Origin of the sequence: Polymorphospora sp. A560 (assembly GCF_045781765.1) — a bacterium.
In the GTDB taxonomy this organism is placed as follows: domain Bacteria; phylum Actinomycetota; class Actinomycetes; order Mycobacteriales; family Micromonosporaceae; genus Polymorphospora; species Polymorphospora lycopeni.
In genome coordinates, this window is record NZ_CP122282.1 from 3,981,812 (window position 1) to 4,008,079 (window position 26,268).

29 protein-coding genes and 1 riboswitch are annotated in these 26,268 nt (G+C 70.6%); of the genes, 15 read left to right on the forward strand and 14 right to left on the reverse strand.

Going from position 1 to position 26,268, the window contains the following annotated elements:
- The first annotated feature begins 14 nt into the window (after positions 1 to 14).
- The gene (locus tag QCD66_RS17710) at positions 15 to 995 is read left to right on the forward strand and encodes an ATP-binding cassette domain-containing protein (protein WP_364217504.1); all 981 of its coding nucleotides are present in this window, start codon (positions 15 to 17) and stop codon (positions 993 to 995) included.
- Positions 992 to 1,825, forward strand: a complete 834-nt coding sequence (locus QCD66_RS17715; RefSeq protein WP_375734170.1) for an ABC transporter permease — start codon at positions 992 to 994, stop codon at positions 1,823 to 1,825. Before QCD66_RS17710 ends, QCD66_RS17715 begins: the two co-directional genes overlap by 4 nt.
- Here QCD66_RS17715 and QCD66_RS17720 read toward each other — a convergent pair.
- Genes QCD66_RS17720 through QCD66_RS17730 form a run of 3 tightly spaced genes read right to left on the reverse strand, consistent with a single transcriptional unit; the run spans position 1,794 to position 3,916 of the window.
- The gene (locus QCD66_RS17720; protein ID WP_375734171.1) at positions 1,794 to 2,702 is read right to left on the reverse strand and encodes a pentapeptide repeat-containing protein; all 909 of its coding nucleotides are present in this window, start codon (positions 2,700 to 2,702) and stop codon (positions 1,794 to 1,796) included. The two genes, QCD66_RS17715 and QCD66_RS17720, sit on opposite strands and share 32 nt — an antisense overlap.
- Before the next feature lie 40 nt (positions 2,703 to 2,742).
- Positions 2,743 to 3,318, reverse strand: a complete 576-nt coding sequence (locus QCD66_RS17725) for a maleylpyruvate isomerase N-terminal domain-containing protein (RefSeq protein WP_364217379.1) — start codon at positions 3,316 to 3,318, stop codon at positions 2,743 to 2,745.
- A 25-nt stretch (positions 3,319 to 3,343) separates the two neighbouring features.
- Positions 3,344 to 3,916: a dihydrofolate reductase family protein gene (locus QCD66_RS17730; RefSeq protein ID WP_375734172.1), complete on the reverse strand. Its 573-nt coding sequence runs from the start codon at positions 3,914 to 3,916 to the stop codon at positions 3,344 to 3,346.
- Between the two features lie 99 nt (positions 3,917 to 4,015).
- On the opposite strand from QCD66_RS17730, the gene QCD66_RS17735 reads away from it, so the two are divergent.
- Complete coding sequence (locus QCD66_RS17735; RefSeq protein WP_364217383.1) at positions 4,016 to 4,594, forward strand: TetR family transcriptional regulator; 579 nt, start codon at positions 4,016 to 4,018, stop codon at positions 4,592 to 4,594.
- 52 nt (positions 4,595 to 4,646) lie between these two features.
- Positions 4,647 to 5,378: a class I SAM-dependent methyltransferase gene (locus tag QCD66_RS17740; RefSeq protein ID WP_375734173.1), complete on the forward strand. Its 732-nt coding sequence runs from the start codon at positions 4,647 to 4,649 to the stop codon at positions 5,376 to 5,378.
- 227 nt (positions 5,379 to 5,605) lie between these two features.
- Here QCD66_RS17740 and QCD66_RS17745 read toward each other — a convergent pair whose 3' ends face one another.
- Positions 5,606 to 6,091 carry an NUDIX domain-containing protein gene (locus QCD66_RS17745; protein WP_375734174.1) on the reverse strand — a complete coding sequence of 162 codons (486 nt, stop codon included), beginning with the start codon at positions 6,089 to 6,091 and terminating at the stop codon, positions 5,606 to 5,608.
- Positions 6,088 to 7,470: a hypothetical protein gene (locus QCD66_RS17750; protein WP_375734175.1), complete on the reverse strand. Its 1,383-nt coding sequence runs from the start codon at positions 7,468 to 7,470 to the stop codon at positions 6,088 to 6,090. Before QCD66_RS17750 ends, QCD66_RS17745 begins: the two co-directional genes overlap by 4 nt.
- 184 nt (positions 7,471 to 7,654) lie before the next feature.
- Here QCD66_RS17750 and QCD66_RS17755 point away from each other — a divergent pair, with 184 nt between their 5' ends.
- On the forward strand, positions 7,655 to 9,394 hold the full coding sequence (locus QCD66_RS17755) for a hypothetical protein (RefSeq protein WP_375734176.1): 1,740 nt from the start codon (positions 7,655 to 7,657) through the stop codon (positions 9,392 to 9,394).
- Here the strand turns inward: QCD66_RS17755 and QCD66_RS17760 are convergent.
- A complete protein-coding gene (locus tag QCD66_RS17760) occupies positions 9,359 to 9,787 on the reverse strand; it encodes an NUDIX hydrolase (protein ID WP_364217508.1) in 429 nt (142 codons plus the stop codon). The genes QCD66_RS17755 and QCD66_RS17760 overlap by 36 nt on opposite strands.
- A gap of 53 nt (positions 9,788 to 9,840) precedes the next feature.
- Here QCD66_RS17760 and QCD66_RS17765 point away from each other — a divergent pair, with 53 nt between their 5' ends.
- The gene (locus QCD66_RS17765; RefSeq protein WP_375734177.1) at positions 9,841 to 10,680 is read left to right on the forward strand and encodes a sugar phosphate nucleotidyltransferase; all 840 of its coding nucleotides are present in this window, start codon (positions 9,841 to 9,843) and stop codon (positions 10,678 to 10,680) included.
- A gap of 153 nt (positions 10,681 to 10,833) precedes the next feature.
- Here QCD66_RS17765 and QCD66_RS17770 read toward each other — a convergent pair whose 3' ends face one another.
- Positions 10,834 to 10,992, reverse strand: a complete 159-nt coding sequence (locus tag QCD66_RS17770; RefSeq protein WP_407567219.1) for a hypothetical protein — start codon at positions 10,990 to 10,992, stop codon at positions 10,834 to 10,836.
- A gap of 28 nt (positions 10,993 to 11,020) precedes the next feature.
- Here QCD66_RS17770 and QCD66_RS17775 point away from each other — a divergent pair, with 28 nt between their 5' ends.
- Positions 11,021 to 11,992, forward strand: coding sequence for a hypothetical protein (locus QCD66_RS17775; RefSeq protein ID WP_375734178.1), 972 nt, complete (start codon positions 11,021 to 11,023; stop codon positions 11,990 to 11,992).
- Positions 11,980 to 12,312 (forward strand): hypothetical protein, encoded by a 333-nt coding sequence (locus QCD66_RS17780; RefSeq protein ID WP_364217397.1) that lies wholly within the window; start codon positions 11,980 to 11,982, stop codon positions 12,310 to 12,312. Before QCD66_RS17775 ends, QCD66_RS17780 begins: the two co-directional genes overlap by 13 nt.
- Here QCD66_RS17780 and QCD66_RS17785 read toward each other — a convergent pair.
- Both QCD66_RS17785 and QCD66_RS17790 read right to left on the reverse strand, forming a co-directional pair.
- A complete protein-coding gene (locus QCD66_RS17785) occupies positions 12,288 to 13,019 on the reverse strand; it encodes an APH(3') family aminoglycoside O-phosphotransferase (protein WP_375734179.1) in 732 nt (243 codons plus the stop codon). The genes QCD66_RS17780 and QCD66_RS17785 overlap by 25 nt on opposite strands.
- 29 nt (positions 13,020 to 13,048) lie before the next feature.
- Positions 13,049 to 13,258, reverse strand: a complete 210-nt coding sequence (locus tag QCD66_RS17790; RefSeq protein WP_375734180.1) for an SRPBCC domain-containing protein — start codon at positions 13,256 to 13,258, stop codon at positions 13,049 to 13,051.
- 59 nt (positions 13,259 to 13,317) lie between these two features.
- Between QCD66_RS17790 and QCD66_RS17795 the strand changes: the two genes are divergently transcribed.
- Entirely contained in the window at positions 13,318 to 13,446 is a 129-nt protein-coding gene (locus tag QCD66_RS17795; protein WP_375734181.1) for a hypothetical protein, read from the forward strand.
- 48 nt (positions 13,447 to 13,494) lie between these two features.
- Here QCD66_RS17795 and argG read toward each other — a convergent pair whose 3' ends face one another.
- Positions 13,495 to 14,943, reverse strand: coding sequence for an argininosuccinate synthase (gene argG / locus QCD66_RS17800; RefSeq protein ID WP_364217405.1), 1,449 nt, complete (start codon positions 14,941 to 14,943; stop codon positions 13,495 to 13,497).
- A gap of 95 nt (positions 14,944 to 15,038) precedes the next feature.
- Here argG and QCD66_RS17805 point away from each other — a divergent pair, with 95 nt between their 5' ends.
- The 5 genes from QCD66_RS17805 (at position 15,039) to QCD66_RS17825 (ending at position 20,557) form a co-directional block, all read left to right on the forward strand.
- The gene (locus tag QCD66_RS17805; protein ID WP_375734182.1) at positions 15,039 to 15,521 is read left to right on the forward strand and encodes a hypothetical protein; all 483 of its coding nucleotides are present in this window, start codon (positions 15,039 to 15,041) and stop codon (positions 15,519 to 15,521) included.
- 78 nt (positions 15,522 to 15,599) lie between these two features.
- Positions 15,600 to 16,814: an MFS transporter gene (locus QCD66_RS17810; RefSeq protein WP_375734183.1), complete on the forward strand. Its 1,215-nt coding sequence runs from the start codon at positions 15,600 to 15,602 to the stop codon at positions 16,812 to 16,814.
- A gap of 304 nt (positions 16,815 to 17,118) precedes the next feature.
- Positions 17,119 to 18,567 carry a rifampin monooxygenase gene (gene rox / locus QCD66_RS17815; protein WP_375734184.1) on the forward strand — a complete coding sequence of 483 codons (1,449 nt, stop codon included), beginning with the start codon at positions 17,119 to 17,121 and terminating at the stop codon, positions 18,565 to 18,567.
- Positions 18,568 to 18,625: 58 nt separating this feature from the next.
- On the forward strand, positions 18,626 to 19,363 hold the full coding sequence (locus QCD66_RS17820; protein ID WP_375734185.1) for a VOC family protein: 738 nt from the start codon (positions 18,626 to 18,628) through the stop codon (positions 19,361 to 19,363).
- A gap of 285 nt (positions 19,364 to 19,648) precedes the next feature.
- Entirely contained in the window at positions 19,649 to 20,557 is a 909-nt protein-coding gene (locus QCD66_RS17825) for an alpha/beta fold hydrolase (RefSeq protein WP_375734186.1), read from the forward strand.
- A 53-nt stretch (positions 20,558 to 20,610) separates the two neighbouring features.
- Here QCD66_RS17825 and QCD66_RS17830 read toward each other — a convergent pair whose 3' ends face one another.
- From QCD66_RS17830 to QCD66_RS17845, 4 genes are all read right to left on the reverse strand, one after another.
- Positions 20,611 to 21,441, reverse strand: a complete 831-nt coding sequence (locus QCD66_RS17830; protein ID WP_375734187.1) for a phosphotransferase family protein — start codon at positions 21,439 to 21,441, stop codon at positions 20,611 to 20,613.
- Positions 21,442 to 21,884: 443 nt separating this feature from the next.
- Complete coding sequence (locus QCD66_RS17835; RefSeq protein WP_375734188.1) at positions 21,885 to 22,616, reverse strand: MBL fold metallo-hydrolase; 732 nt, start codon at positions 22,614 to 22,616, stop codon at positions 21,885 to 21,887.
- Between the two features lie 11 nt (positions 22,617 to 22,627).
- A riboswitch (guanidine-III (ykkC-III) riboswitch) is annotated at positions 22,628 to 22,696 on the reverse strand.
- Positions 22,697 to 23,283: 587 nt separating this feature from the next.
- On the reverse strand, positions 23,284 to 23,805 hold the full coding sequence (locus tag QCD66_RS17840) for an AAA family ATPase (RefSeq protein ID WP_375734189.1): 522 nt from the start codon (positions 23,803 to 23,805) through the stop codon (positions 23,284 to 23,286).
- Between the two features lie 577 nt (positions 23,806 to 24,382).
- Positions 24,383 to 24,919, reverse strand: a complete 537-nt coding sequence (locus tag QCD66_RS17845; RefSeq protein WP_375734190.1) for a pyridoxamine 5'-phosphate oxidase family protein — start codon at positions 24,917 to 24,919, stop codon at positions 24,383 to 24,385.
- A 681-nt stretch (positions 24,920 to 25,600) separates the two neighbouring features.
- Here QCD66_RS17845 and lexA point away from each other — a divergent pair.
- Positions 25,601 to 26,251: a transcriptional repressor LexA gene (gene lexA, locus QCD66_RS17850; RefSeq protein WP_375734191.1), complete on the forward strand. Its 651-nt coding sequence runs from the start codon at positions 25,601 to 25,603 to the stop codon at positions 26,249 to 26,251.
- Positions 26,252 to 26,268: the final 17 nt, after the last annotated feature.

The window sequence follows — 26,268 nt, forward strand, 5'->3', positions numbered from 1 at the left end:
AGGGGGGCCGGGTGGTGGCCGAGCTGGCGATCGAGACGGCCGGGTTGGTGAAGTCGTTCGGGTCGAAGCGGGCCGTGGACGGGGTGGATCTGGCGGTGCCGGCGGGTGGTGTGTACGGGTTTCTGGGGCCGAACGGTGCCGGGAAGACGACGACGATCCGGATGTTGGCGACGTTGTTGCGTCCGGATGGTGGTTGGGCGCGGGTGCTGGGTCACGACGTGGTGCGTGCGGCGGACGCGGTTCGGGCCCGGGTGGGGTTGACGGGGCAGTACGCGTCGTTGGACGAGGATCTGACGGGGGTCGAGAATCTGGTCCTGTTGGGCCGGTTGCTGGGTTTTTCGCGGGGTCGGGCGCGGTCGCGGGCCGGTGATCTGTTGGACGCGTTCGGGTTGTCGGATTCGGCGGGCCGGCAGGTGAAGACGTATTCGGGTGGTATGCGGCGGCGGATCGACATCGCGGCGAGCATCGTGGTGACGCCGGCGTTGATGTTCCTGGACGAGCCGACGACGGGGTTGGATCCGCGCAGCCGTAACCAGGTGTGGGAGATCGTGCGGGCGTTGGTGGGTGAGGGTACGACGGTGTTGTTGACGACGCAGTATCTGGAGGAGGCGGATCAGCTCGCGGGCCGGATCGCGGTGATCGACCATGGTCGGGTGATCGCGGAGGGGACCAGTGGTGAGTTGAAGGCGTCGGTGGGTGCGGGGGTGTTGCACGTGCGGGTGGTGGATGCCGGGCGGCGGGCGGACGCGGAGCGGGTGCTGGCCGGGGTGTTGGGGGTGCCGGTGGTGGCGGAGGGGGATCCGGTGGCGTTGTCGGCGCGGGTGTCGGATCCGTTGCGGGTGTCGGAGGCGTTGGCGGCGTTGGCGCGGTCGGGGGTGGAGGTGACCGATTTCGCGTTGGGGCGGCCGAGTCTGGACGAGGTGTTCCTGGCGTTGACGGGGCATCCGGCGGACGACGACGAGGCGTCGGGTGTCGGTGTGGGGGTGAAGGCGTGACGGCGGTGCGGGAGCGGCCGGCGTCGGGTGAGGCGTTGCGGGCGGTGTTGGCGGTGCGGGAGCGGCCGGCGCGGCCGAACGCGGTGCGGGCGTCGTTGACGTTCGGGTGGCGGGCGATGTTGCGGATCAAGCATGTTCCGGAGCAGTTGTTCGACGTGACGGCGTTTCCGGTGATGTTGACGCTGGTGTTCACGTATCTGTTGGGTGGGGCGCTGGCGGGGTCGCCGCGGGAGTATCTGCAGTTCCTGTTGCCGGGGATTCTGGTGCAGACGGTCGTGATGATCACGATGTACACCGGGGTGGCGTTGAACGTCGACATCGCCAAGGGGGTGTTCGACCGGATCCGTACGTTGCCGGTGTGGCGGCCGTCGGCGCTGGTCGGGGCGTTGTTGGGGGATGCGGTGCGGTACACGCTGGCGTCGGTGGTCGTGGTGACGTTGGGGTTGGTGCTGGGGTTCCGGTCGGCGGGTGGGGTGGTCGGTGTGGCGTTGGGGGTGTTGCTGTTGCTGGTGTTCTCGTTCGCGTTGTCGTGGATCTGGACGATGCTGGGGTTGGTGATGCGGACGCAGAACGCGGTGATGGGGGCGAGCATGCTGGTGCTGTTCCCGTTGACGTTCGGGAGCAACATCTTCGTGGATCCGTCGACGATGCCGGGGTGGTTGGAGTCGGTGGTCCGGCTGAATCCGATCACGCATCTGGTGACGGCGGTGCGGGGGTTGATGGCCGGTGACGTGACGGTCGGTCAGGTGGGTTGGGTGCTGGTCGCGTCGGCGGTGCTGGTGGCGGTGTTCGGGCCGGTCACGATGCGGTTGTACGCGACGAGGCGGTGACCGGCCAGTGGGTGGGGCGGGTCAGGGTCGGTGGGAGCCGGGTGGCGGTGTCGCCGTGGGCGGCGTTGACCTGGGCCTGGGTGAGGAAGATGGCGCCGGTGAGGTCGGCGCGGTGCAGGCGGGTGTCGCGCAGGTCGGCGCCGATCAGGTCGGCGGTGCGCAGGTCGGCGCCGGTGAGGTCGGCGGCGATGAGGTAGGTGCCGCGCAGGTTCGCGCCGCGTAGGTCGGCGCCGGCGAGGTTGGCGCCGATCAGGTCGGCGCCGCGGTGGTTGGGGCGGCGGGTGGTGGCGCGGACGAGTTCGCTGGTGCGCAGCAGCAGGATGTTGACGTCGGCGCGGTGGGTGGCAACGTCGACGGCGGCGACCTGGTCGGGGGTGCCGAGGGTGAGTCGGCGGGTGTGGTCGTAGGCGTGGCGCAGGTCGTGGTGCAGGGTGCGGGCGGCGGGCAGGGTCAGTGCCTCGGCGAGGTACCACAGCAGTTCGTGGAGTTGTCGTGTGGTCGCGAAGACGTCGAACATCTGTCGGGCGGTGGTCGGGTCGTGGCGCCAGTCGCGGCCGGCGTACGTGGTCTGGGAGACCTTCTGGCCGGCGCCGAAGCAGTCGTAGACGGTGCAGCCGGTGAAGCCGGTGTCGCGTAGCCGGTGGTGGATGCCGCAGCGGTTGTCGTCGCGCAGGTTGGCACAGGGGCGGCCGGCGGGTTTGTCGACGGCGAAGTCGGTGGAGGCGGCGAACGGCAGGGCGACGCAGCACAGGGCGAGGCAGTTGCCGCAGTCGGCGCGTAGTTCGGTGCGGTCCGGGCCGGGTTCGGTGCGGTCCGGGCGCGGCCCGGCGGTGGCGGGGCGTCGCGGGTTGTGGTGGCGGGCGGGTTTGCGGGGCAAGGGTGCCGGCCTCCTGTGCTGGTCGGGAGCGGTGGCCAGGCTAGGCGACGGCGGCCTGCCAGGTCCACGGGTTTCGTGGTGGCCGGCCGTCGAGTGGGGCCCGTCCGGTCGACCAGAGCAGGACCTGTGCCGGGTCGCCGGCCGGGGCGTCGGGGAAAAGGCGGGCGAGTACGCCTGCGCACAGTTCCTGCGGTGGCTGCCACGGTACGCCGAGTCCGGTGGTGATGTCGTGGGTGTGCAGGACGGTTTCGGCGACGCCCATGGCGGCGAAGCCGGCCGGGTCGCAGGGGCCCCAGTGCCAGGCGCGGGTGCCGGGGGCGGCGGTGGTCAGGGCGGCGTGCAGGAGGCCGCCGCAGGCGGTGATCGTCTGGAGCAGGTCGCGGGGGGTGGCGGTGTCGTGGATGCGCAGGTCGAAGGGGAGGTAGCCGGTGTCGGGGCGGCCGGTGAGCTGGCCGGCGTAGGCGAGCAGGTCGTGGGCGATGTGGGCGGCGGTGGTCCAGCAGGTCCAGGTCAGGGTGCCGGCCGGGACCTGCCAGTCGGTGTCGGCGTGCGGGGTGAGGACGGTGACGGTTTCGGTGACCGCCTGCCGCAGGTGGGTGGCGTCGAGGGTCGGCATGGGGTGATTGTCGCGCGGGCCGGGTTCAGGTGGCCCTGGTGTAGGTGGTCATGACGACGCCGGAGGCGAATTCGTGGGTCTCGACGGGGGTGTAGGTGGTCGGGGTGAACGGGCCGTCGAACAGTGGGATGCCGGCGCCGGCGACGATCGGGTTCCGTTTGATGATCAGTTCGTCGATCTCGTCGCGCAGGGTCGCGGCGAGCTTGCCGCCGCCGCAGAGCCAGATGTCGAGGCCGTCCTGCTGTTTGAGGTCGCGTACGACGCGGACCGGGTCGTCGGCGACGACGGTGACCTGCGGGTCGTCGGTGGTCAGGGTGCGGGAGACGACGTACTGGCGCAGGTGCGGGTAGGGGCTGGTGATTCCTTCGCGCAGGGCGGGTTCGTAGGTGCCGCGTCCCATGACGACGGTGTCGAACCGCTGGTTGGGCAGGTCGGCCAGGCCGAGTGGGGCGCGTACGTGGCCGGGGATCGTCTCGGGGTAGCGGGCGACGATCGCCTCGGTCAGGTCGGCGGGCAGGGGGAAGAAGTCGAACTCGCCGGCGGGGCCGGCGATGTGGCCGTCGAGGGTGGCGGCGACATAGTAGGTCAGCTTTCGCATCGTTTCCCGTTCCGGTCCGGTCACCGGACCTGATGTACTGTGCTTGCAGTGATTCGACCGTAGTACTGCAGTCACAGTGGTGTCAATCGGGAGGCCCCCATGCGACAGAACCCGGCCCGGCGCACCGCGCTGCTCGACGCCGCCATCGAGGTCCTGGCCCGCGACGGCTCACGCGGCCTGACCCTGCGCGCCGTCGACACCCAGGCCGCCGTCCCCACCGGCACCACCTCGAACTACTTCACCAACCGCGCCGACCTGCTCGCCCAGGTCATGCGCCGCACCCGCGAGCGGCTCACCCCCGACCCCGCCGAACTCGCCGACACCATGACCGCGCCACCGTCGGCCGACCTGACCGTCACCCTCATGCGCGCGATCGTCGAACGGATGCGCCGCGACCGCAGCAGCCACCTCGCCCTGCTCGAACTGCGCCTGGAAGCCACCCGCCGGCCCGAACTGCACGCCGAACTGACCCGGTTCCTCGCCGCCGACCTGGCCGCCAACATCGACTTCCACGTCGACGCCGGACTGCCCGGCGACCGCCGCGGCGTCGTCCTGCTCTACCTCGCCATGTTCGGCCTGATCATCGAAGACCTCACCGTCCCCGGCCTGCTCGCACCCCACCGGCCCGACACCCTGATCGAGGACCTAGTCGCCCGGCTGCTGCCACCGACCGGCTGACCGCCCCGGCCCCCCTTGCCCCCGTCGGCCGCACCGTGCTGCGGTGGACGGCATGGCCCGCATCGCGTACGACACCACCGCCGCGGCGGCGTTCGAAGCCAACCGCCACCTGACCGACGACGCCGTCGCCGCCTGGCGGCCGGCGCTCGCCCGGCACCTCGCCCCCCGGCCCGGACTGCGGCTGCTCGACCTCGGCGCCGGCACCGGCCGGTGGGCCCGGACCCTCACCACCTGGTACCCCGGCAGCCACGTCGTCGCCGTCGAACCGTCACCGGCGATGCGGGACCGCTGCAGCCACCCCGACGTACGCCCCGGACACGCCGCCGACATCCCGCTGCCCGCCGCCGACGTCGACGCCGCCTGGCTGTCCACCGTCATCCACCACGTACCGGACCTGCCGGCGGCCGCCGCCGAACTGCGCCGCGTCGTACGGCCCGGCGGCCCGGTCCTGATCCGTTCGGTGTTCGCCGGCCGCCACCACGGCATCACCCTGTTCCGCCACTTCCCCGAAGCCGTCCGCGTCGTCGACACCTTCCCGGCCGTCGCCGACGTCGAAACCGCCTTCGCCGCCCACGGCTTCACCACCACCGCGCTCGAACAGGTCCCGCAGGTCACCGCCGCCACGCTCGCGGCCGCCGCCACCGGCCTGCGCCGCGACGCGCACACCCCGCTGCGACTGCTCACCGACGACGAGTACGCCACCGGCCTGGCCCGGCTGAAGCGGGCCGCCGCCACCGACACCGGCCCGGTCATCGACACCTTCGACCTGCTCGTCCTACGCTGACCTGAGCCGCCCGGACAGTTCGGTCCTCGGCCGCGTTCCACACGTAGACGACGACGGTCGTACCATCATCCAGGGCCAGCCGGTAGACGCCCTTGCGGGTGCCACCCCGTAGTCGCCCGACCCGGTCGCCCGCCGGCCGGCGCCGAACACGGCCCGTACGACGGCGGTATGTCGGGCGCCGAAGCGGCGGCGTTGCGGACGGGGCGTTTGAGTTCGTGCACGGTGCCTTATGAGAGACCGAGCGCGCCGTCGGTCAGGTAGATCGTCGTGCCCTTGGCGCGGGCCGCGAACGCGGCCTCGATGCGCGGCGCTACGCGTGGGGGCAGAAGGCTGCGGCACTGCTCCGGGTTGTGGAACCCGAACGTGTCCAGTTCGTCAGGGCAGAGCCGGATGTCGTGGTCGTCCGTGAGCCGGCCACCGTCGAAGACGAAGTTGACCAGGGCGCGGATGCGGGGCCCGGCCGGGGCGGCCCAGTCGACGACCAGAAGGTCCCCGGCGGGCAAGGCGAGTCCGAGTTCTTCGCGCAGTTCGCGCTCGGCGGCGATGTTGGGGGTCTCGTGCTGGTCGACGTACCCGCCGGGGATGGCCCAGTGGTCGCGGTAGTTCGGTTTGACCAGCAGCACCCGCCCTCGCTCGTCGGTGACGAACAGGGCGGCGGCGGCGTGGAAGGCCGCGAGCTGCGCGTACCACTGCCTCGGCTCAACCCACGTCATTGCCTGACTTTACCCACGGCTGGCGAAACGTAGTCGCGGGCGCGGCGCAGGAACCCGTCGACCATCGGGTTGCCGCGATGCGCGGATAGGCGCCCGGCCAGGTCGGTGATGCGGTCGCTGACGCGGCGGGAGCGGACCCGGCCGGCCAGGTCGAGGGCGTCGTGGCCGAGCTGGCCGGCGTGCTCGGGCTCTGCGGAGGAGCCGGTGGCGTAGACGCTGGCGACCAGCGCGGTGTGCAGGGCGCGGGTGCGTACGCTGCCCTCGCCCAGGTCGAGGGCCTGCCCGGCGTACCCGAGGGCTTCCTTGGTGCGGCCGAGGTCGCGCAGGCAGCGGATCGCTGTGCCGGCCAGGTGCGCCGGGGTGAAGTACCCGGCCCACGCCGGTTGATCGTTTCCACCTGCCTTCGCGGTCGCGTCCTCGGCCAGCCGCAGCGCGGCTGTGCAACTGCGGGCGTCCCCGGCGATCGCGTGGGCGCACGCCTCGGCGGTGTGCAGCCTGGCCATGACCGACGTGTGGGCGCGGCCGCCGTCGACGGCGGCCCGGGCCAGCCGGACGGCTTCGCCGGGCTGTCGAAGGTAGACGGCCTGGGTGGACATGTTGGCCAGGATGTGTGCGCCGAACCCGACGTGATCGGCTGCCTTCGCCAGGCGCAGCGACTGGATGAAGTGCCGCTGCGCCCATCCGTGATCACCGATGTCGTAGCTCATGAACGCGACCTGGCCGGTCAGCTCGGCGACGGCGGCGAACAACTGCCGGCCTACCCGGTCGGTGTACGTGCCGTGGAGCATCGGCTCGACCTCGCGGTGCAGCCACTCGGCGAGGAACGCGCGGAACTGGCCGCCGCCGTGGCGCCGGTCGAGATCGAGGAACTGCTGCTGGCAGGCGCGAAGCGCGTCGACGTCGGCGAGGGTGACGCGGCGGGCGCCACGGTGGGAGGCGTCCGGGTCGCGGGGGTCGAAGTGCCAGCGCCATCCGGCATCAGTAGTGGCGGCCGCGACAAACGGCACCGCGCTGAGTGCGCCGTGGCGGGCGACTTGCTGCCGCCACAGGTCCGCGACGGTGGCGCGGGCGTCCTTCAGGTCGGCGGGGAACGTCAGGCCGAGGCTTGCCAGCGCGCCACCGGTGGTGAAGCCCAGTGCGTCGACGCCGATCGGCCGGCCGAGGCGTCGGGTCAGGACATCGGCGATGACCTGGGGTACCGGGTGGTCAGGGCGGCGGCCGCGCAGCCACCAGTACACCGAGGCGGCGTCGTAGCGAAGCGTCAGCCCGTGCGCGCGGCCGCGCAGGTTGACCTGCCGGGCGAACGCGGCCCGCGCCTGCGCGTACCCCGCCTCCTCGAGGAGCGCATATAGGTGGTGGTTGGAGACCACTCGTGCCATCGGCCCGTCTCACCACCCTTCCCCGTCGGTGACGCGACCCAAGCATAGAGCGACATCAACGCTGGTCGTGGGTCGCGCAACCCCGCGCAAGCCCTGACAACCCGGCCCAACCCCGCCGACGCCGGAACACCTTCCGCGACGAACGCGTATCCGGCCAGCCTGGACCTCGGAGGTGAGGTCGGGTATGGACACAGCGTTCATCCACGTGCTGGACGAGATCGACCAGCGAGTCACCGATGTACGGGCGCAGGCCCGCGACGCCGGCGTGACCGTGCTGCCACCGCTGCTCGCGCTGGGTACCAGCGAGCGGGTCGGCTCCAACTGGCTGTCGGACACGCTGCGGCCGGTCATGCCGCAGCACAACGAGCCGTTCCGGCAGCAGATCGGCGCACTGCACCCGCTGTCGCCGGTCAACCCGGACGGCGTCGACGTCGAGCAGGTGCCCCGGGCGCTGCTCGGCACGCTCGGCTGGCACTGCCTGGTCGAGTTCGTGCTGGCCAAGTACGCGCCGGTGCGGCATCTGGTCAAGGAGACCAACCTGTTCTTCACCGCGCGGTCGCTGCTGCGGCTGTTCGCCGATGCGCCCGTGGTCGTGCTCACCCGCAGTCCGCTCGGCGTCGCCAGTTCCTTCGCGCGGTCCCAGTTGTTTCATCGGTGGGGGTACGCCGACCGTTACCGGCAGATGGTCACCATGACCTGCGCCGGGCCGCGCGAGCGGTTCGCGCCGCTGGTACCCGATGACGGCCCGGGCGAACTGACCGCGCTGACCCGGCTGATCGTGCTCAACGCGGTGCTGCTGGCCGACGCGCTCGACGGCCGCGACCACGCCCACGTCCGCTACGAGACCGCAGTGCTCGACCGGCCTGCTGCCTGGGCGGCCCTGGCTGCGCTGATTCCGCAGAATCGCCTTCCGCATGCGACGCAGCCTGCGCCTGCGGCTGGTGACGACCTGTTCGCCACGACCAACCACAAGACCAGGCTGGCCGCGCAGCTCACCGCTGCGGAGGCCGCCCAGGTCACCGCGTGCACGGCGGAGACGCTGTCGGCGGCGGCCGACCGTGTGCCGGCCAGCGTGCTGGAGCGGGCGGCGACGTGGCTGACCGGGGCGGAGCACTACCAGCTGGCTGAGCGGCCCACGCCGTCGCGTAACGGTCGCGGCCGCACGGCGAGCCCGCCGCCGCAAGTCAGGTATGTGTATCTGCACAGGCTCACTTGGCGGAACCTGCTGGTCAGCAACGCTGAGTTCTGCGGCCTGCTCAACGCGCTGCACACGGCCGGAATGCCGAACACCCAGCACGGTACACATCTGCTGCTGGTGCCGATGCCGCACGAACGCGGCGGCCGCATCCACTGGTCGCCGGAGCGGGAGAGCTGGACGGTCAGCCCCGGCTTCGCGCATCACCCGGTCTACTGGGTGACCTGGTTCGGGGCGGCCGTGTTCGCCGCGGTCAACTCCGCCCGCCTGCCCACGCACGGCGAACTGTGCGTACTGGCGGCCGACACCGAGCCGTCCAATCACGGCTACGCGCTTGGTGACGTCGCCCCGGTCACCCACATGATCAGCCCGCACGGTGTGCACCACCCGGTCGGCAACGTGCAGGTGTGGTGCGGCGACGGCCCACCAGCGGACTTCGGTCAACCTGTCGAGCGGTGGATCCACGGCGCGGCGTGGAACACCCCGGCCACCGCCGAGGAGGTCAACCGGCTGCGATCCGGGCACCTGCTCGGTGCGTCCCGCGGCATCGGCATCCGGCTCGCGCGGGACGTGAGCGCGCCGTTCACCGGCCCGACCGTCGCGCAGATCGCCACAGTGCTGGACACCTGGATCGATAGCCTCGCCGGCCGGGACCGCAGCCTCGCCGACCTGGATCTCGGGGTCGCGGCCTCGCTACAGGCCGATGTTGGCCTTCGGGCCCATATATGACCCGGCGTCGGGCCAGCCGGCCCTGGCCAACTCCACGAACCGCTCGCTGAACCCCAGCGACGGCAGATCAGCGAGCTTGACGAACTCCACCGCGCGGATCGGCCGGGTGTCCGCCCCGGGCACGACCGCCCCGAGCGTGCCACCCACCCGGCGGCACTCGAAGGTGAGGTGAACGACGTGCGCCTGCACGACATCGCACACGTACAGCAGATCCCCGACCCGGATCTCCAGACCAGTCTCCTCCCGCACCTCACGTTCAAGGGCCTCTTCGACCGTCTCGCCGGGTTCGACCTTGCCGCCAGGCAACGACCACGACCGGTCGCCCTCGGTGTCCTGGTCCAGCAGCAGGATCTGGTCATCCTCGATCACGATCGCGGTGACGCGCACATTCATCGGCACCTGCAGACCGTAACAATCCTGGACGATCACCACACGGCGGCGCGGCCATGAGCCGGCAGCCGATCACCCAGGTCGTCGTCTGCGCAGGTGGCCTGGGGACGAGGGTGGCGACGTGGGCGCGGCACCTGCCCAAGGAGTTCACGCCGGTAGCCGGCCGGCCGGGCATCCTGCACCTGCTCGACGAGCTGACCGCGCTCTCCCCGGCCCAGGTCACCGTCGTGTATCACCCGTTCTACGAGCCTTTCATCGCCTGGGCCAAGACAACACTCGGCCGGGGCGGCCTGGCCGCCTACCAGCGCGCCGCGCGCCTGCCGCGCACCGACCTGCCCCTGAGCGAGCAACTGGACCTGACGTTCATTCCGCAGCGCGGGCGGTACGCCGACGTCACCTCGGTCCTCAACGGCACCGATCACCTGCGTGCGGCCGGGGACGTGTTCGTGGCGTTCGCCGACAACCTCTACCCCCACGACAACCCCAGCCGCGCGCTGGCGGCCGTCCCGGCCGGACAGACAGCGGTGCTCGTGCGGCGCTACCACCCGGCCGAGGCCGGCCACCGCGGCGTGGCCGTCTCCCACCGCGACGGCGCCGAGCTCGTCCTGACCGACCTGATCGAGAAACCCTCCCCAGAGCGGGCGCGGGAACTGGAGGGCGAGCACGGCGCGTCAAGCCTGTGGCTGCTGGAAGGCCGCGCCCGGCTGACCCGAGCGTTCGTCGACCAGCTGCGCCACGCTCCCATGGACCCGGGTACCGAGCCCAAGCTGTCGCTGGCGATCCGCCGGTACGCCACCGGCGAGCCGGTGCGTCTGGTCGTCACCCACTCAGCCGTGACCGACCTGGGCAACCCCACCGTGGACCGGCCATCAACCGTCGCGGCGCTGATGCGGTGACCCGGTGTCAGGCCGGCCAGGCCGAAGCCACATGCCGCTACCCGTCGTGCCCTCACCACCGCCACCCTGGCAGCGGCGTGGGTGACCTCCCGCTGGAGTTCCCGATCGCGCAGGTACCGGCAGGCGAAATCGTGCCAGTTGGGTGAGCCCGAATCAGATGAGGGACTGGTCGGGGGTGTCGACGTAGTTGGAGCTCACGTCCATATTCAGGGTGACCCGCAGCCCCGGGTCGAGCGGCGGCCCGGTCGACAGCGCCGCGACGTGCGCCAGCGCCCGCTGGTGCGGTGCGGGGGGGGGCGGGGCGGCGTCCACTGTCGCAGTATGCCGGTACCCTGCCGCCGTGCGTCCACGACTTTTGGCCGAGACCTCCGTACCCGCCGGCGATGTCATCTCCCACGTCGACGGGGTCGGCTGGCTCGTCGCGCGGCCCGCCGAGCAGGTGGTGGCCGTCCTCGACGACCTGCTGCGCCCCACCGCCCGGATTCCGGTGCCGACCGGTGGGGCGGCGTTCGAGGCGACCGTACGCGGCCGGCACGTCGCGGTCGTCACCCTCGACCACCTGGCCGTGGTCGACCTGGCCGGCAACCTGCTGTGGCGGCGCGACCAGCCGGTCGAGGCGGTTGGGACGCCGTGCACCCCGAACTGCTTCCTCGACGCCGACGGCGTGCTGTGGGTGTACGTGCCGGGCGGCGACCACCTGGTCGCGTTCGACGCGGCGACCGGGCGGGAGATCGACCGTATCGAACTGGAGTCGCAGATCGGTGCCGCCACCTTCTGGCCGCACCCGGACCGCGGCCGGCTGGGGCTGCACGTCGTGCTGGGACAGGACGGCTCCTACAGCTGGCTGCTCCGCCTCGACGGCGACCGGATCGACTGCCGTGAGCTGGCCGGCGAGGTCCTGACCGGGTTCACCTCCGGCGGCGACCGCTACCTGGCGATGCCGCACGTCGACGGCGAGATCGGCATCCACGACGCCGCGACCGGCACGACGGTGGCCGGCTGCAACGCCGACGGCATCCCCGGCTACCCCACCGACCCGGAATACATCCTGGTCGAGGCCGCCGCCGTGGTCGACGACGACCTCGTCGTCGTCGGGGTCAACACCGACGAGTACGAGACCGACACCGAGGAGCATCTGCTGCTGTCGACGGACGACTTGCGGTACGTGGCGACGGTCGACTACGGGCAGCCGATGACGACGTACGCGATCCGGCCCGCCGGGGGCGGCGGCCGCTGGCTCACCACCGGCCACGACGGCGACCTGGTACGCCTGTGGCGGCTCCCCGGCCCGGAGACATCGTGGTCGACGTGACCGTCGACGGCGGCCCCGACCTGGCCCACGTGAGGCTGCGGTCGCCGACCTGGGAACTCAACGTTCGTGCCCCGTACGCCGGGCTCGCCGGCCTGCGGGCGATCCGGGACGCGGACTGGGCGGCCCGCCGGTCGCTGCGCGTCGGCACGTGCGCGGGAGTGCCGGTGCACTGGGCGTACGCGGACGGGTCCGTCGCGGTCCTGGTCGGCGCCGACGACGAGAGCTGGGACGTCGCCGTCCTGGTGCCGGTGGCGGTCGTCGACACGATCGTCGCCGCGTGTGCCGGCGGCGACGGTCAGAAGAACTCGTCCAGAAGCTGAAAGAAGTCGATCTTCGCCTGGTCGGTGCGCGACGGCCCGTACCGGGTGAGGAAGCGGGCGGCGTGGTAGGGATGCCACTCCCCGGCGAGGTCGCGGGTGACCAGTGCCAGGTCGCTGTGGCGGTCGGCGACGCCGAGCCGGGCGACGTCGACGACACCGGTGACGGTGCCGTCGTCGGCGACGAGCACGTTGGTCAGGGTCAGGTCGTTGTGGCAGACGACGAGGTCCTCGGACGCCGGCCGGGTCCGGTGCAGCTCGGCGCGCAGCCGGTCGGCGGACCAGCCGCGCCGTACGTCGTCGAGGTCGGCGAGGTCGACGGTGCCGGCGGTGACCGCGGCCTCGGCGGCGGGAACGGTCACCGCCAGCGACATGTCGAACGGGCAGTCGCGCACCGGCAGGTCGTGCAGCGTACGCAGCAGGTCGGCCAGCGAGTCGACGGCCCGGTCGCGGGCGGCGGCGGTGGTGAGCTCGACGGCGGGCCGGCCGGGTACGGCGGTCGTGACCAGCTCGCGGGGTCGGTGTCCGACGACCCGGGGGCACGGTACGCGCCGGCCGGCGAGCCAGGTGACGCGGTGCGCCTCGGCGGCGATCCCGGCGGGGTCGCCGTGTTTGCGGTAGCGGTCGGTGCCGCGCCACACGCGGGCACCGGACCGCCCGGCGGTCACCGGTTCCCAGGACGCGGCCGCATCGCCTTCCCCGGCCGTCATGCCATCGTCGCCAGGGTCGCCGCCAGGCGTCAGGCGAGCTGGCCGCGCCAGCCGCCGCCGAGGATGCGCCAGGTCCGTTGCTGGGCCGGGTCGGTGCGGAACGTGAACCGGTGCCCGACCCGGGGCTCGAACGTGTTCGGCATCAGCCAGGCGGCGACCAGGTCCGGGTCGGTCAGCGCCCGCCACACCTTCTCCGGCGGGTGCGACAGGAACGCGTCGGTGTGGATGTCGGCGGTCACGGCGTCTCGTCCAGGAGGTCGCGCAGCGCACCGAGGTGGTCCTTCCAGAACCGCTCGTAGTGGCCGAGCCAGTCCTCGACCTCGCGCAGCGGGCCGGGTTGCAGCCGGTAGCGGCGTTCGCGGCCGGCGACTCGTGGCTGACCGCGCCCCGGATCGGGCTGGTGCCCAGCACCCGTGGCTGGGACTGACCTCTCCGGTGGCGCCCGCGACCGGGTGCCACCGGAGAGGTCCTTGCGTCAGTCGGTGCCGAACTCCATCGCGGCGTTGTCGAGAAGTTCGCCGTTGGGGCCCTCGCCGCGCGACGCGATCGCCTCGGCCCCGCCCTCCGGCATCGCGCCGATCAGCCCGGTCGGGGCCGGCTGGGCGGCGATCGTCAGCGCCGGGTGCGGGCTGCCGCCGACCATCCCGAGCCGGGCGTACTGCTCCAGCTTGGCCCGCGAGTCGGCGATGTCGAGGTTGCGCATGGTGAGCTGGCCGATCCGGTCGACCGGGCCGAACGCCGAATCCTGGGTGCGCTCCATCGACAGCTTGTCGGGGTGGTAGCTGAACGCCGGACCGGACGTCTCCAGGATCGAGTAGTCCTCGCCGCGCCGCAGCCGGATGGTCACCTCGCCGGTGATCGCCGACCCGACCCAGCGGTCCAGCGACTCGCGCAGCATCAGCGCCTGCGGGTCCAGCCAGCGGCCCTCGTACATCAGCCGGCCCAGCCGCCGGCCGTCGTTGTGGTAGCTGGCCAGGGTGTCCTCGTTGTGGATCGCGTTGACCAGCCGCTCGTACGCCGCGTGCAGCAGCGCCATGCCCGGCGCCTCGTAGATGCCGCGGCTCTTGGCCTCGATGACCCGGTTCTCGATCTGGTCGGACATGCCGATGCCGTGCCGGCCGCCGATCGCGTTGGCCTCCAGCACCAGGTCGACCGCGGAGGCGAACTCCTTGCCGTTGATCGTCACCGGCCGGCCGCGCTCGAAGCCGATCGTGACGTCCTCGGTGTCGATCACGACGGCCGGGTCCCAGAACCGTACGCCCATGATCGGCTCGACGATCTCGATGCCGGCGTCGAGGTGTTCGAGGGCCTTGGCCTCGTGGGTGGCGCCCCAGATGTTCGCGTCGGTGGAGTATGCCTTCTCGGTGCTGTCCCGGTAGGGCAGGTCGTGGGCGAGCAGCCACTCCGACATCTCCTTGCGGCCGCCGAGCTCGGTGACGAAGTCGGCGTCCAGCCACGGCTTGTAGATCCGCAGCGACGGGTTGGCGAGCAGCCCGTAGCGGTAGAACCGCTCGATGTCGTTGCCCTTGAAGGTGGAGCCGTCGCCCCAGATCTGCACGTCGTCGTCGAGCATCGCCCGCACCAGCAGGGTGCCGGTGACGGCCCGCCCGAGCGGGGTGGTGTTGAAGTAGGTGCGGCCACCGGACCGGATGTGGAACGCGCCGCAGGCCAGCGCGGCGAGTCCCTCCTCGACGAGCGCCGCCCGGCAGTCGACCAGGCGGGCGACCTCGGCGCCGTACGCCGTCGCGCGGCCGGGCACCGAGGCGATGTCGGGCTCGTCGTACTGGCCGATGTCGGCGGTGTAGGTGCAGGGAACGGCACCCTTCTCGCGCATCCACGCGACCGCTACGGAGGTATCGAGGCCGCCGGAGAAGGCGATTCCGACGCGTTCGCCGACAGGCAGGGAGGTGAGAACCTTGGACACGAGCAGAAGTATATGCACGCGACCGCATGACCATGCAAGGCATTCCGAAACCGGGTCACGGCCGCGACAACTCCCGTCAACGTACTGTTGACAGGATGACGGCTGAACTGGCGGACCTGGCGGAGGTCCGCGCCGCCCGCACCCGGCTGGACGAGCACGAACTCACCCTCATCGAACGCGCCCGCCACACCGGCGCCACCTGGGCACAGATCGCCGCCGCACTCGGCCTGGCCAGCCGGCAGGCCGCCGAACAGCGCCGCCAGCGCCTCGTGGCGGCGGCCCAGGCCCGCCGGCACGAGGCCACCAGCGCGTACGCGCCCCGGATGGCGGCGGCCCGCACCGCAGTGGCGCGACTGCAGAGATGGATCGACACCGACCGGCGGTGGGACACCCGCTTCACCCGGGCCGCGCTCGTACGCGCCACCGTCGCCGCCGCCCTGCAGGCCCAGCCCGGAGCCGTCCACGCCCTGGGCACGCACGTCCTCACCGACCTGACCGAGGTGGACCAGCGACTTCTGCCCGTACCGGTCCGGGAGGCGACCGCCGCCCTGCGGGACGCCCTGTCAACAGACCATTGACAGTTGCGACGCATATTGCTCCGCATCGACTCAACTTCCAGGATGTGGGTCGCAACGACTCAATCCGCCGGGGGTGCCATGCGGCGCAACACCATGCTGTTCGTGACGATCTCGGTGCTGTCCGGCTTCGGCAGCAGCGCGATGTCCCTGGTCGCCGGCGTCTGGATCCTCGACCTGACCGGCTCCACCAGCCTCGCCGCGCTCACCGGGCTCTGCATCTACGCCCCGCAACTCGCCGGCCCCTGGCTCGGCGGCCTGCTCGACCGGCTGCCCAAGCGACCCACCCTCGTCACGACCAACCTGGCACTCGCCGCCGTCCTGCTCAGCCTCCTCGGCGTACGCGCCGCCGAACACACCTGGCTGCTGTTCGCCGTCTCGCTCGCCTACGGCGTCAGCTACGTCCTCATCGACGCCGGCGAAACGGCCCTGCTGCCCCAGGCACTCCCACCCGACGGGCTCGCCGCCGTCAACGGCTGGCGCTCCAGCGCCCAGGAAGGCGCCAAGCTCGTCGCCCCGATGGCCGGCGCCGGCCTGTACGCCTGGCAGGGCGGGCACCAGGTCGCCGTACTCAGCGCCGCCATGCCCCTGCTCGGAGCCGCCCTCTACACCGCCCTGCGCCTGCGCCACACCCGACCCGCCCCGCCGGCACCTCGACGGTCCGGCCTGCGCGCCGGCCTGGCCGTACTGCGCACCGAACCCACGATCAGCCGCACCGTCACCCTGGCCGCCGTCGCGATCGCCATGTCCGGCTTCGTCACCGCGGCGCTGTACGCCGTGGTCACCGTGGACCTGCGGCTACCGGCGACGTTCCTCGGCGTCCTGCTCAGCGCGCAAGGGCTCGGCTCGATCGCCGGTGGCCTGTTCGCCGGCCGCCTGCTCACCCGATGGCGACCGGTCGCGGTCGGGGTCACCGGCACGGTCCTGGTCGCCGCCGGCTGCCTGGCCCGCTGCCTGCCCTGGCCGGCGGCCACCGTCGCCGCCTCGGTGATCACCGGGATCGGCCTGCCCTGGACCCTGGTCGCGGCCGTCACCACCGTACAGACCCACACCCCGCCCGCGGTGCTCGGCCGTGTCGCCGCCACGGCCAACACCGTCATGTTCGCGCCGATCGCCCTGGCGATCCCACTCGGCGCCGCCGCCGTACACCTGGGCGGCCGGCCACCCCTGATCATCGCCGCCGTGATCTGTCTCGTCGCCGCGGCGGCCGTGTCGCGCCGACGGCGGCCCGCAACCGGTGGAGTCGGGGCCGGCAATCTCGGGTCCGACGAGCGGAAGACCGCCCCGGCCCGGTGACGCGGCCGTGAGTGACCGGGTCGTGTCGGGCATCCGAAAAGGCGGCGAGGCAACAGAAGGCGAGACAGCAAAAGGCGAGGAGAACGAACTCCTCGCCACTCCCAACATATAGCGCACCGGGGGTCTTGCGGCAAGACCCGGGTCGTACCGCAGAATCGTCGGCCGGGGCCAGAACCTGTGGAAAACAGCGGTTCATGCAGTACGTGTGCTCTTGTCGACGTATGAGCATTCGGGGCACGCGGGCGCGCACCACCGGACCGGGACGGATCTGGCCGACACGCAAACCTCAGGGAATGGGCGGTTCATGTTCGACGTGATCGTTGCCGGCGGCGGCCCGACCGGCTTGATGCTGGCCAGCGAGCTGCGACTGCACGGGGTGCGGGTGCTCGTACTGGAGAGGGAGACCGAACCGGTCCCGTACGTCCGCGCGCTCGGTCTGCACGCGCGCAGCATCGAGGTGCTGGACCAACGCGGCATGCTGGACCGGTTCCTCGCGCTCGGCCAGCGGTACCCCGCCGGTGGGTTCTTCGCCGGCATCGCCAAGCCCGCGCCCGACCGGCTGGACACCGCACACCCCTACGTTCTCGGCATCCCGCAGACCACCACCGACCGCCTGCTGGCCGAGTACGCCACCGAGGTCGGCGCCGAGATCCGGCGCGGCTGTGAACTGGTCGGGCTGAGGCAGGACGACAGCGGGGTCACCGCCGAACTGGCCGACGGCACCCAGCTGCGCTCCCGCTACCTCGTCGGCTGCGACGGCGGTCGCAGCACCGTACGCAAGCTGCTCGGCGTCGGCTTTCCCGGCGAGCCCAGCCGGGTCGAGACGCTGCTCGGCGAGATGGAGGTGGCGCTGCCAGCCGAGACGGTGGCCGCCGTGGTGACCGAGGTCCGCAAGACCGAGAAGCGCTTCGGTCTCGGCCCCATCGGTGACGGGGTGTACCGCGTGGTCGTACCCGCGGCCGGCTTGGCCGAGGACCGCTCGATCCCGCCGACCCTGGAAGAGTTCAGCCGGCAGTTGCGGACATACGCCGGCACCGACTTCGGCGTCCACTCACCACGCTGGCTGTCCCGCTTCGGCGACGCCACCCGGCTCGCCGAACGCTACCGGGTCGGCCGGGTCCTGCTGGCCGGCGACGCGGCGCACATCCACCCGCCGACCGGCGGACAGGGGCTCAACCTCGGCATCCAGGACGCCTTCAACCTCGGCTGGAAACTGGCCGCCGAGATCGACGGCTGGGCACCGCACGGGCTGCTGGACAGCTACCACACCGAGCGGCACCCGGTTGCCGCCGACGTACTGGACAACACCCGCGCGCAGATGGAACTGCTGTCCACCGAGCCGGGGCCCCAGGCGGTACGCCGGCTGCTTTCGGAGCTGCTGGCCTTCGACGACGTGAACCGGTACCTGACGGAGAAGATCATGGCGATCGGCATCCGCTACGACTTCGGCGAGGGCCACGAACTGCTCGGCCGGCGGATGCGCGACCTGCGGCTGCAACGGGGGCGTCTCTACGAGCTGACCCACGCCGGCCGTGGACTGCTTCTCGACCAGACCGGCGGGCTCTCGGTCGCCGGGTGGGCGGACCGGGTCGACCACGTCGTCGACAGCAGCACGGAACTGGACGTACCCGCCGTGCTGCTGCGGCCGGACGGCCACGTCGCCTGGGCCGGCGAAGACCAGGAAGATCTTCTCGGCCAGATGCCTCGGTGGTTCGGCGCCGCCCGCGACGAGCCGGACACGACTGTCGGCTGAGTCTGACGCGGTTCCCGCGGTCCATCCTGGTCTGATCGACGGGCATAGGGTAGATGGCGTGGCGCTGCGACTTGTTCAGGCGAACTTCAAGGCCCGGGACGACTCGACACTCGGCCGGTTCTGGGCGGAGGCCCTCGGCTGGGTTTCCCGCTCGGTTCCCGGTGCGACCAGCGTCGCGCCCGCCGGCTTCGTCTGGACGGACCCCGACGCCCCGGTCTGCGTCGACGTCATAGCCGTGCCGGACCCCGAAACGGTGAGGTGTCGCGCGCGCCTCGACCTCGCCACCACCTCCACGATCCATCGGACGGAGTTGGTCGCGCGCCTGAAGGAGCTCGGTGCGACGCCCGCCGACGCGGGCCGGGGCGACGTCCCGTGGACGGTGCTGGCCGACCCGGAGGGCAACGTGTTCCGCGTGCTGGAGCCTCGGGAGATCTACCGGGACACCGGGCCGATCGCCGCCGTGGTCGTCGACTGCGCGGACCCGCGGGCCATGGCCCGCTTCTGGGGCGAGGTGATGGACTGGACCCCGCACGAGGTGACCGACGACCATGCGCGGCTGCGCTCGGCCAAGGGGGTCGGGCCGTACCTTGAGTTCCTCCGCGCGCCGGGCGTGACGACCGTGCGGCACCGCGCCCATCTCGACGTGGCGCCGGATCGCGGTGACGATCAGGCGGCCGAGGTGGCCCGGCTGCTGGCTCTCGGCGCGACCCGCGCCGACGTCGGTCAGGGCGACGTCTCGTGGGTCGTCCTCGCCGACCCCGAGGGCAACGAGTTCTGCGTCCTCGCTCCGGGCTGACGCGGAACGTCCCCCTAGCCCGCGCGACGAGTCGATGCCGAGACGCTCGACTCCGCACTCACCCAGATCACCCGGCTCCTACCGTCGCCGTAGCCGGATTCGGTGTCGTCGAGTACTTCCGGCCGGCCGTAGTGGGGTTTGTGCTGGGCAAACGCCGTTGAGCCGGCCACGGTGCGTAGAGGCTCAACGCGCTCTCGCCCACCTCTTCATTATCCCATGGGCATCCTTTTTGGTTACAACGGGTAGCGGCTTCCGGCCTACCCGGTGACCATTACGGTGCACGGCATGCTTACTGGTGAGGAGAAATTCGTTCGTTCCGGGCAAGTTCGGTTGTGGACCGAGCGTTTCGGGTACCCAGATGACCCCACCGTTCTGTTGGTCATGGGCACCTCTACGCAGGCCATCGGCTGGCCCGATGAGCTGGTGGAAGCTCTCGTGAACAGCGGCCGGCAGGTGATCCGGTTCGATCACCGCGACACCGGCCGTTCCGACTCCGTCGATTTCACAACGCATCCGTACGCGCTTGCCGACATGGCAGCCGACACGGCCGCCGTTCTGGACGGTTACGGCGTCACGGCCGCGCACATCGTCGGGACGTCGCTGGGCGCGGCGATAGGGCAGTGGCTCGCCGTGCATCAGGCGGTCCGTGTCCGCACGCTGACGGCCATGGCTTCCTCCCCCATGGGGAACAATCCTGGCCCGGCATGGGCGCGGGCGATGGCAGGCCAACCGGCTGCGGCCGACGAGCTCCCGCCTCCGACGGCACGGTTCCTCGACCACCTGATGGCCTCGGCGAAGGCGCCCCGCACGACGGCACAACAGCGCATGGACGCCGACGTTCAGACCTGGCGAGTACTCAACGGCGATGTCCTGTCCTTCGACGAGGCCGCCGGGCGGCGGTTTGTCGAACACTGTCACGCCCGGGCCGACAACCTCGCCGCCGCCTCGAATCACGACCTGGCCGGTCGGCGTTGGGCCGACGACCGGCGGGCCTCCTTGTCCCGGATCACCGCTGCGACCCTGGTCCTGCACGGCAGCGATGACCCGCTGTTCCCCCAAGCCCACGGTGAGGCCCTCGCGGCGCAGATCCCGGCGGCGCGACTAGAGATCGTGCCTGGAATGGGCCACCACCCGTTCTTCTCACCGGGGCTCACCGAGCGGATCGCAGGCTCGATCATCCGCCACACGACCTGATTCCGAGCCGCCCACCCCCGGGTCAGAGTCCGACATGGCTCACCCCTACGTACCTATCCAGACTGGGCCGTTACCTTCTCCCGGAGTTGGTTCAGCCACTCGATGCCGAGTTGGCGGCCGTCGGGGAACTGGTCGTCGCGATCCCAGCGCCACGCTGTGATCATCGCCAGCACGAGGGTCCGGCAATCTCGGAGCAGTCGGTGATCGATGTTCGGGTAGTGGTCTCCGACCTCGTCGGGCGCGTGGGCTAGGTCGAACTCGATCGGCCCCCGGCAGCACGTCTCGAAGTCGATGAAAAGCGCGCCGGTCCGGGTCAAGAGCAGGTTGCCCGGATGGGGTTCGCCGTGCAGGAGTTGCTCGGCACGGCCGCTCTCGCCGACCGCTCGTCGCAGGCGGTCCAACGTGCTGGCGAGGAAGACCCGGTCCGGGTCGGCCAGATCCGGTGTTCGGGCAGGATCGGCCACGAGCGTCTGGGCCTCAGAAACTCGGTCCGTGAAATGCGGGGTGGGCAGGTCGACCTTGCGCATTCCGGCGTGCAGACGTTCGAGCGCGCCGACGTACTCGGCGTTTGAGAGCGATCGGGTAGTCACCGGTTCGTAGTAGGTCCAGAAGGTGACGACGTAGTCGCCCCGGACAAAGACCTGGGGCGATTCCAGCGCGGCCACCGGGCTCCCGACCTCGGCCAACCGCTGAGCGACATCCACTTCGAGCTTGGCGCACTGATGCGCGGCCGGCGTCACCCGGGCGAGCACGTCGCAGGGCTGCAAACGGAGGGTGAGCGTGTTCGAGTTGTGCAGGACGGCGGCGTCGTGGGCGGTTAGGCCTAGCCATGAGGCGCTTGATATGGCAGCCTGTTTTGCCCGCTGAGCCTCATATGCCTGCATCGGAGCACCGTAGTTCAGTGGTTGTGGCGCAGCAGCCGTATTTGGTGTCCGATCCCCTGGCGAACCTCCGCTGAGCTGGGGTTATGAAATGGACTGCGCCTCCATCCAGCTTTCGCTCCGCCGTGCCTGATAGGAGCGAAATCGGGCTGGTCGCTTCTAAGGCGTGTGCGTCGGTAATCGGGGCCGATCCAGGCGAACGGGTTACCCCGGCCGCTGGTCGGGTCGACGAAGGCGCGGCCGGTCACCACGGCAGCGGTGGTGACCGGCCGCGGGAGGGCGGGGGAGATGGCCGCCCATCACGGTTACCGGCAGATGATGAAGTCGGCGTAGGAGTGCCGTCCGGTCTGCTCGGCGACCTCGTCGATGGCCGCACGGATGTCCCGCAGGCGCTGGGGGCTCATCTGCAGCGGTGGCTCGTCGGGCTGGTACGTGGTGCGGATCGGCTAGTCGACGCCGGGCGTGGTGGTCATCTCGATGTGGCAGCCGAGGACGTGGCTTACCGCGCGCATGTCGGTGAGGCGGACGAGCCGGTCGATGGTGTCTCGGAAGGCTGCCCAGTCCTGCACGTAGAGGCGCCCGGGGTAGACGGTGTCGCCGGTGAAGAGGAAACCGGTGTAGGCGTCGTAGAGGGTCACCGCCGCTTGGTGGTGGCCGGGGCTGGCCAGGCACTCCAGCACCCGCCCGCCCAGGTCGAGCGTGGTCACCCGGTCCAGATCGCCGCCAAGGCCGAGGTAGGCCCACGCGGTCGCGCGATCGGCGCCCACGACCACGGTGTCCGGCCGGTCGGCGAACTGCCCGTCGCCGGCGACATGGTCGCCGTGGGCATGCGTGTGCAGGACCAGCAGTTCGTACCTATCGCGGGGGTTGTCGGCCAGCCACCGCGCCACCAGCTCGTCAACGATGCGGCGTAGCGGGAAGAACTCCGCTGCGGCGGTGGCCCCGGTGTCGAGCAGGACGGCGCGGTCGTTACCGAAGAGCAGGAACAGAAACGGCGCCTCGTAGTTGACCGCCATGTTCTGCCGCAGGATGACCGTGTGCGCGTCGTAGGCGTGCACCTGGATCTCGGGGTCGGTGTTATGCCTGGCCGACTCCGAGCCGTGGATCCATCGCACGTCGAGGCTTCGCCCCTCGGCGGGCGGTGAGGTGAAGTCGATCGGGTGCGTACGGCCGGTCATGACGTCTCCTGCGAGCGTCGTCTTTGCAGACCGGGTACGGCGCACGTCTCGTCCGGGGAAGGCGATCATCCGCCTCCAACGGAGGAAGGTAACAAGCCTTCCCCCTGTCCGCAACGCACCTGACTGCCTCAGGGACGTCTGAGACGTCAACAGCGTCACGCGTTGCCAAACCGGCCACCGAAGCGGACCGGACAGCGGTGTCCCGGCTCGCTGCAGTTGATGCATAAGCGTCCTTCTGACCTGGGGTGCATCAGTTTCATTGAGCCGTCCATGCTGGGTGCGGCCCAGTGAATCTGATGTTCCTAGAAACCAGGGCGTGTCCCCGGATGGGGTTCGGACGGGCGTAGGTTTCGATCCAGTCGGCGAGCATGCTGTGGTGGTGGGGATGCCAGGTGTCGTGGGCTTCGGACCAGTCGAGGCGGTTGCCGAACTCGGCGTAGGCGCGGGCTCGGGTCGTTTGGTAGGCGACCCGGGTCTGCCCGGGTCGCGATGGTGGCGAACCGGCTGGCTATCTGTTCGCCGTGGGTGCCGGAGAACAGATAGGCCCGCTCGACGTTGATGCCGGAGTAGACGAACGTGGCGGGGATCCGCTCGGAGAAGTATTTGAGCTGGTCGGACTCAACCGTGGCAGTACTCATCTCACCTCGCTGACCGTTGGCCAGCCTCTTCATGGATGCCCCCGCGGATCGTGTCGCCGTACGGCGCAGAGCACGGCGCAGACGGCGTTGGTGACGTCGGTGATGTTGGACCTGGATGCCAGGGGCAGGCCGAGGAATCGGGCGAACTCAACGGCGAGCATGCGGGGTGTCGCCGCTGGTGGAACGGTGACGTAGACGACCGGGATCCGCGGGCCGGTCATCGGGTTGCGCAGCGCGACGGACAGTTCGTGGGCGCGGCGGCCGAGCTGGGTGATGGCGGTCGTCTTGCCGGTGCCTGCGCCGCCGGTGATGATCAGCAGCCTGCGGACGGTCTTGACGACCTCCTGGATGGTTGGGGTGTTCACCACGATCAGGTCGTTGTGGTAGTCCAGCCGGGCGTCGTCGTAGGCGGCCTGCTCGACCGGGCTCAGGTGCGGCCAGTCCAGGCGCAGCTTGGGCGGGCGCGGGTCGTGCTGGACCCAGCGGAACCAGCCTTCCTTGCTGGTCAGTGGCTCGTCAGCCGGCGGGGTGAACGCGGCGGTCTTAGCCACCGTTGCGCCTCCTCGCGGGCGTCGAAGATCCCGAAGGGAATGACGTTGTCGACCTGCCCGTCCTCGGGCTCGTCGACGTCGTCCTCGGGTGCAGGCTCGGGAGCGACGCGGGCCGGTGCGACGTTGCGGCGGCCCGGGTCCTGGCCGCCAGCCGCCGGTCGGTCTCGCCCGGCGGGGCTTGCGGTGTGGGGTCCTCGCCGGCGCGGCGCAGCAGGTCGGCCAGCACCGGGCGGTCGCGGTCTCATTCGGCTCGCCGGCCGGATCGGAGGTGGCCTGCCGCCGGCCACCGCGCCAGCAAGGGGTGTTGGTAAGAATCGCGACACCAGAGGCCAAAAAGATGATCTAGGTGTGAGGGCTGGCATCTCAAACGGCGGCAGTAGCGCGCGCCTTTCCGCACACCTCCAGGAGCGGCAGGCCGGCCGCGTACCGCCGGAAGAAACTGGCGGTCGGGGTGTCCGCCGTCGCGACGGTGTCCGGAGTGCCTTCCGCGACCGCCGCGCCCCCGTTCGGACCGGCTCCCGGCCGCTTCACCAGATCTCTCATCACGTGGCCGGTCCCGATGCGGCCGTGCTGCGGATCAGGACTGGGACGCCGCAGTGAGCTTCGCGATGTCGGGGGCGTAGACGGTCATCCAGTGTGGATGTAGCCGGTAGTAGACCACGTCGTTTTCCCAGTCGAAGAAGTCGTCGCCGTCGCCGTAGAAGTCCTTGAAGTACGCGAGCAGGTCGGGCCAGTCCGCGGCCGGCTCGCCGTCCTGGGGGTTGAGGATCTCCACCTTGCCGTGCGTGAACACGCCTAGGTCCTCACCGCGCATATACGCGGCGCTGACGGCGGGCCGCGCCGCGAGATGGCGCGCCTTGGCGGCGTTGCGCGCCGTGCCAAAGTGCCACTTCCCGTGCAGGAAGTGCCCGTCCACACCGCTGATCCGTGGCTCGCCCTTCGCCGTCACGGTGGACAGGGCGAGGGTGCACATGCCGGTGAGGACCTGGGTGAGCTGCTCCGCGGTCAGTGTGCTTTCAGCCTTGATGATCGAGCGGAGGTGCGAGGTGGAGCGGGAGAGGGAGGCGTCAAGGAGGGCCTGAAGCTCTTGGAGATCTTCTGAAGTTTCGCGCATGGAGGTCCTTATCTATCCCAGATGTATCCGTGGTGCCCAGTCCGCGCCATCGACGCCGATCGGTGAAGCCATTTCATCAACGGCAACAGCTCCTCCACGGACACTTCGAGCAGCAACTGCGTTCCTTCGCCGCGGCCCACTCTTCGGCGTCAGCGCGGTGGCGCTCACGCCGCTGCGTCCGGGTAGAACGGCGCAGGCTCTTCGGACGCGGCTGCCGAGGGCGCAGCACCAACAGCAGACCCACCCCGGTGACGCTACGGCATCACTTTCACTGAGCCGGTGTCAGATCCACTGATCCAAGGCGTCAACTCTCCCGACCCGCATCAGTTGCGCCGAGTCAGGACAAGCGGTCCCTGCCACCCGGATTGCAGCCGATCCATCCCGTTACACCATAACGGTCATTATGGTGTACGGGGATTTTGGGGGCTTATGTCCACTTCCCCTGAGGACAGTTATCGGATTGCGATTACCGGTAATCCAATAATCGGGAGCGCTGTCGGCGCGGGAAGATTAGTGAGCGAACGCGCCTGGCCCACTGAGCTGGAGTCGCCGGCTCGGCCATCCCGAAACTGCACGGGGCTGCCGAGTGAACCGGGACCTGGAGGCGACCTACCCGGCAGGCCCGAACTGACGACGCGGATGATTAGCACATTTGATCGAACGCGGGGGTATCGTCCGAGGATGACGTCCTCGGAGCTGCCGCCGGACCTGCCCGGCTTGAGTCCCCGTCAACAGCAGATCCTGGCCGTGATACGGCAGTGGGTCGAGCGCCATGGGTATCCACCGACGGTGCGGGAGATCGGCGCCGCGGTCGGACTCGGGTCGCCATCGTCGGTGGCGTACCACCTGAAGTTGCTCCAACAGCGCGGATTCCTACGCCGGGCTGCACGCGGGCCACGCGCGGTGGACGCCCGCCCATCGCGACACTCAGACGACCCTGGCGATCCGGGCGAGCGCTCGGGCGTTCAGGTTCCACTGCTGGGCTCGATCGCTGCCGGCGCTCCCATCCTGGCCGAGGAGCACGTCGAGGAAGTCCTGAACCTGCCCAGGAAACTGGTCGGCCACGGAAGGCTGTTCGCGCTGCACGTCCTCGGAGATTCGATGCTCGAAGCTGGCATCGCGGACGGTGACGTCGTCGTGGTGCGGCAGCAAGCGGTGGCCGACAGTGGCGACATCGTCGCCGCGATGATCGACGACGAGGCCACCGTCAAGGTCTTGCGTGTCCGCGATGGCGCCGTGGACCTGCTGCCCCGTAATCCGCGTTACCCCGTCATCCCCGGTGACCGGGCGGTGATCCTCGGCAAGGTGGTCTGCGTACTCACTCGTAGGTGAGTGGTACGGCCAACGTG

What these genes read in the sequence shown, in the direction of transcription:
- QCD66_RS17785 (WP_375734179.1), bottom strand. Translation starts at nt 13,019, where the DNA reads ATGACGGCCGGGGAAGGCGATGCGGCCGCGTCCTGGGAACCGGTGACC.
- QCD66_RS17810 (WP_375734183.1), top strand. Translation starts at nt 15,600, where the DNA reads ATGCGGCGCAACACCATGCTGTTCGTGACGATCTCGGTGCTGTCCGGC.
- QCD66_RS17745 (WP_375734174.1), bottom strand. Translation starts at nt 6,091, where the DNA reads ATGACGTGGGTTGAGCCGAGGCAGTGGTACGCGCAGCTCGCGGCCTTC.
- QCD66_RS17730 (WP_375734172.1), bottom strand. Translation starts at nt 3,916, where the DNA reads ATGCGAAAGCTGACCTACTATGTCGCCGCCACCCTCGACGGCCACATC.
- QCD66_RS17760 (WP_364217508.1), bottom strand. Translation starts at nt 9,787, where the DNA reads ATGAATGTGCGCGTCACCGCGATCGTGATCGAGGATGACCAGATCCTG.
- QCD66_RS17735 (WP_364217383.1), top strand. Translation starts at nt 4,016, where the DNA reads ATGCGACAGAACCCGGCCCGGCGCACCGCGCTGCTCGACGCCGCCATC.
- QCD66_RS17765 (WP_375734177.1), top strand. Translation starts at nt 9,841, where the DNA reads ATGAGCCGGCAGCCGATCACCCAGGTCGTCGTCTGCGCAGGTGGCCTG.
- QCD66_RS17805 (WP_375734182.1), top strand. Translation starts at nt 15,039, where the DNA reads ATGACGGCTGAACTGGCGGACCTGGCGGAGGTCCGCGCCGCCCGCACC.
- rox (WP_375734184.1), top strand. Translation starts at nt 17,119, where the DNA reads ATGTTCGACGTGATCGTTGCCGGCGGCGGCCCGACCGGCTTGATGCTG.
- QCD66_RS17755 (WP_375734176.1), top strand. Translation starts at nt 7,655, where the DNA reads ATGGACACAGCGTTCATCCACGTGCTGGACGAGATCGACCAGCGAGTC.
- QCD66_RS17750 (WP_375734175.1), bottom strand. Translation starts at nt 7,470, where the DNA reads ATGGCACGAGTGGTCTCCAACCACCACCTATATGCGCTCCTCGAGGAG.
- QCD66_RS17830 (WP_375734187.1), bottom strand. Translation starts at nt 21,441, where the DNA reads ATGCAGGCATATGAGGCTCAGCGGGCAAAACAGGCTGCCATATCAAGC.
- QCD66_RS17740 (WP_375734173.1), top strand. Translation starts at nt 4,647, where the DNA reads ATGGCCCGCATCGCGTACGACACCACCGCCGCGGCGGCGTTCGAAGCC.
- QCD66_RS17845 (WP_375734190.1), bottom strand. Translation starts at nt 24,919, where the DNA reads ATGCGCGAAACTTCAGAAGATCTCCAAGAGCTTCAGGCCCTCCTTGAC.
- QCD66_RS17825 (WP_375734186.1), top strand. Translation starts at nt 19,649, where the DNA reads ATGCTTACTGGTGAGGAGAAATTCGTTCGTTCCGGGCAAGTTCGGTTG.
- lexA (WP_375734191.1), top strand. Translation starts at nt 25,601, where the DNA reads ATGACGTCCTCGGAGCTGCCGCCGGACCTGCCCGGCTTGAGTCCCCGT.
- QCD66_RS17725 (WP_364217379.1), bottom strand. Translation starts at nt 3,318, where the DNA reads ATGCCGACCCTCGACGCCACCCACCTGCGGCAGGCGGTCACCGAAACC.
- QCD66_RS17835 (WP_375734188.1), bottom strand. Translation starts at nt 22,616, where the DNA reads ATGACCGGCCGTACGCACCCGATCGACTTCACCTCACCGCCCGCCGAG.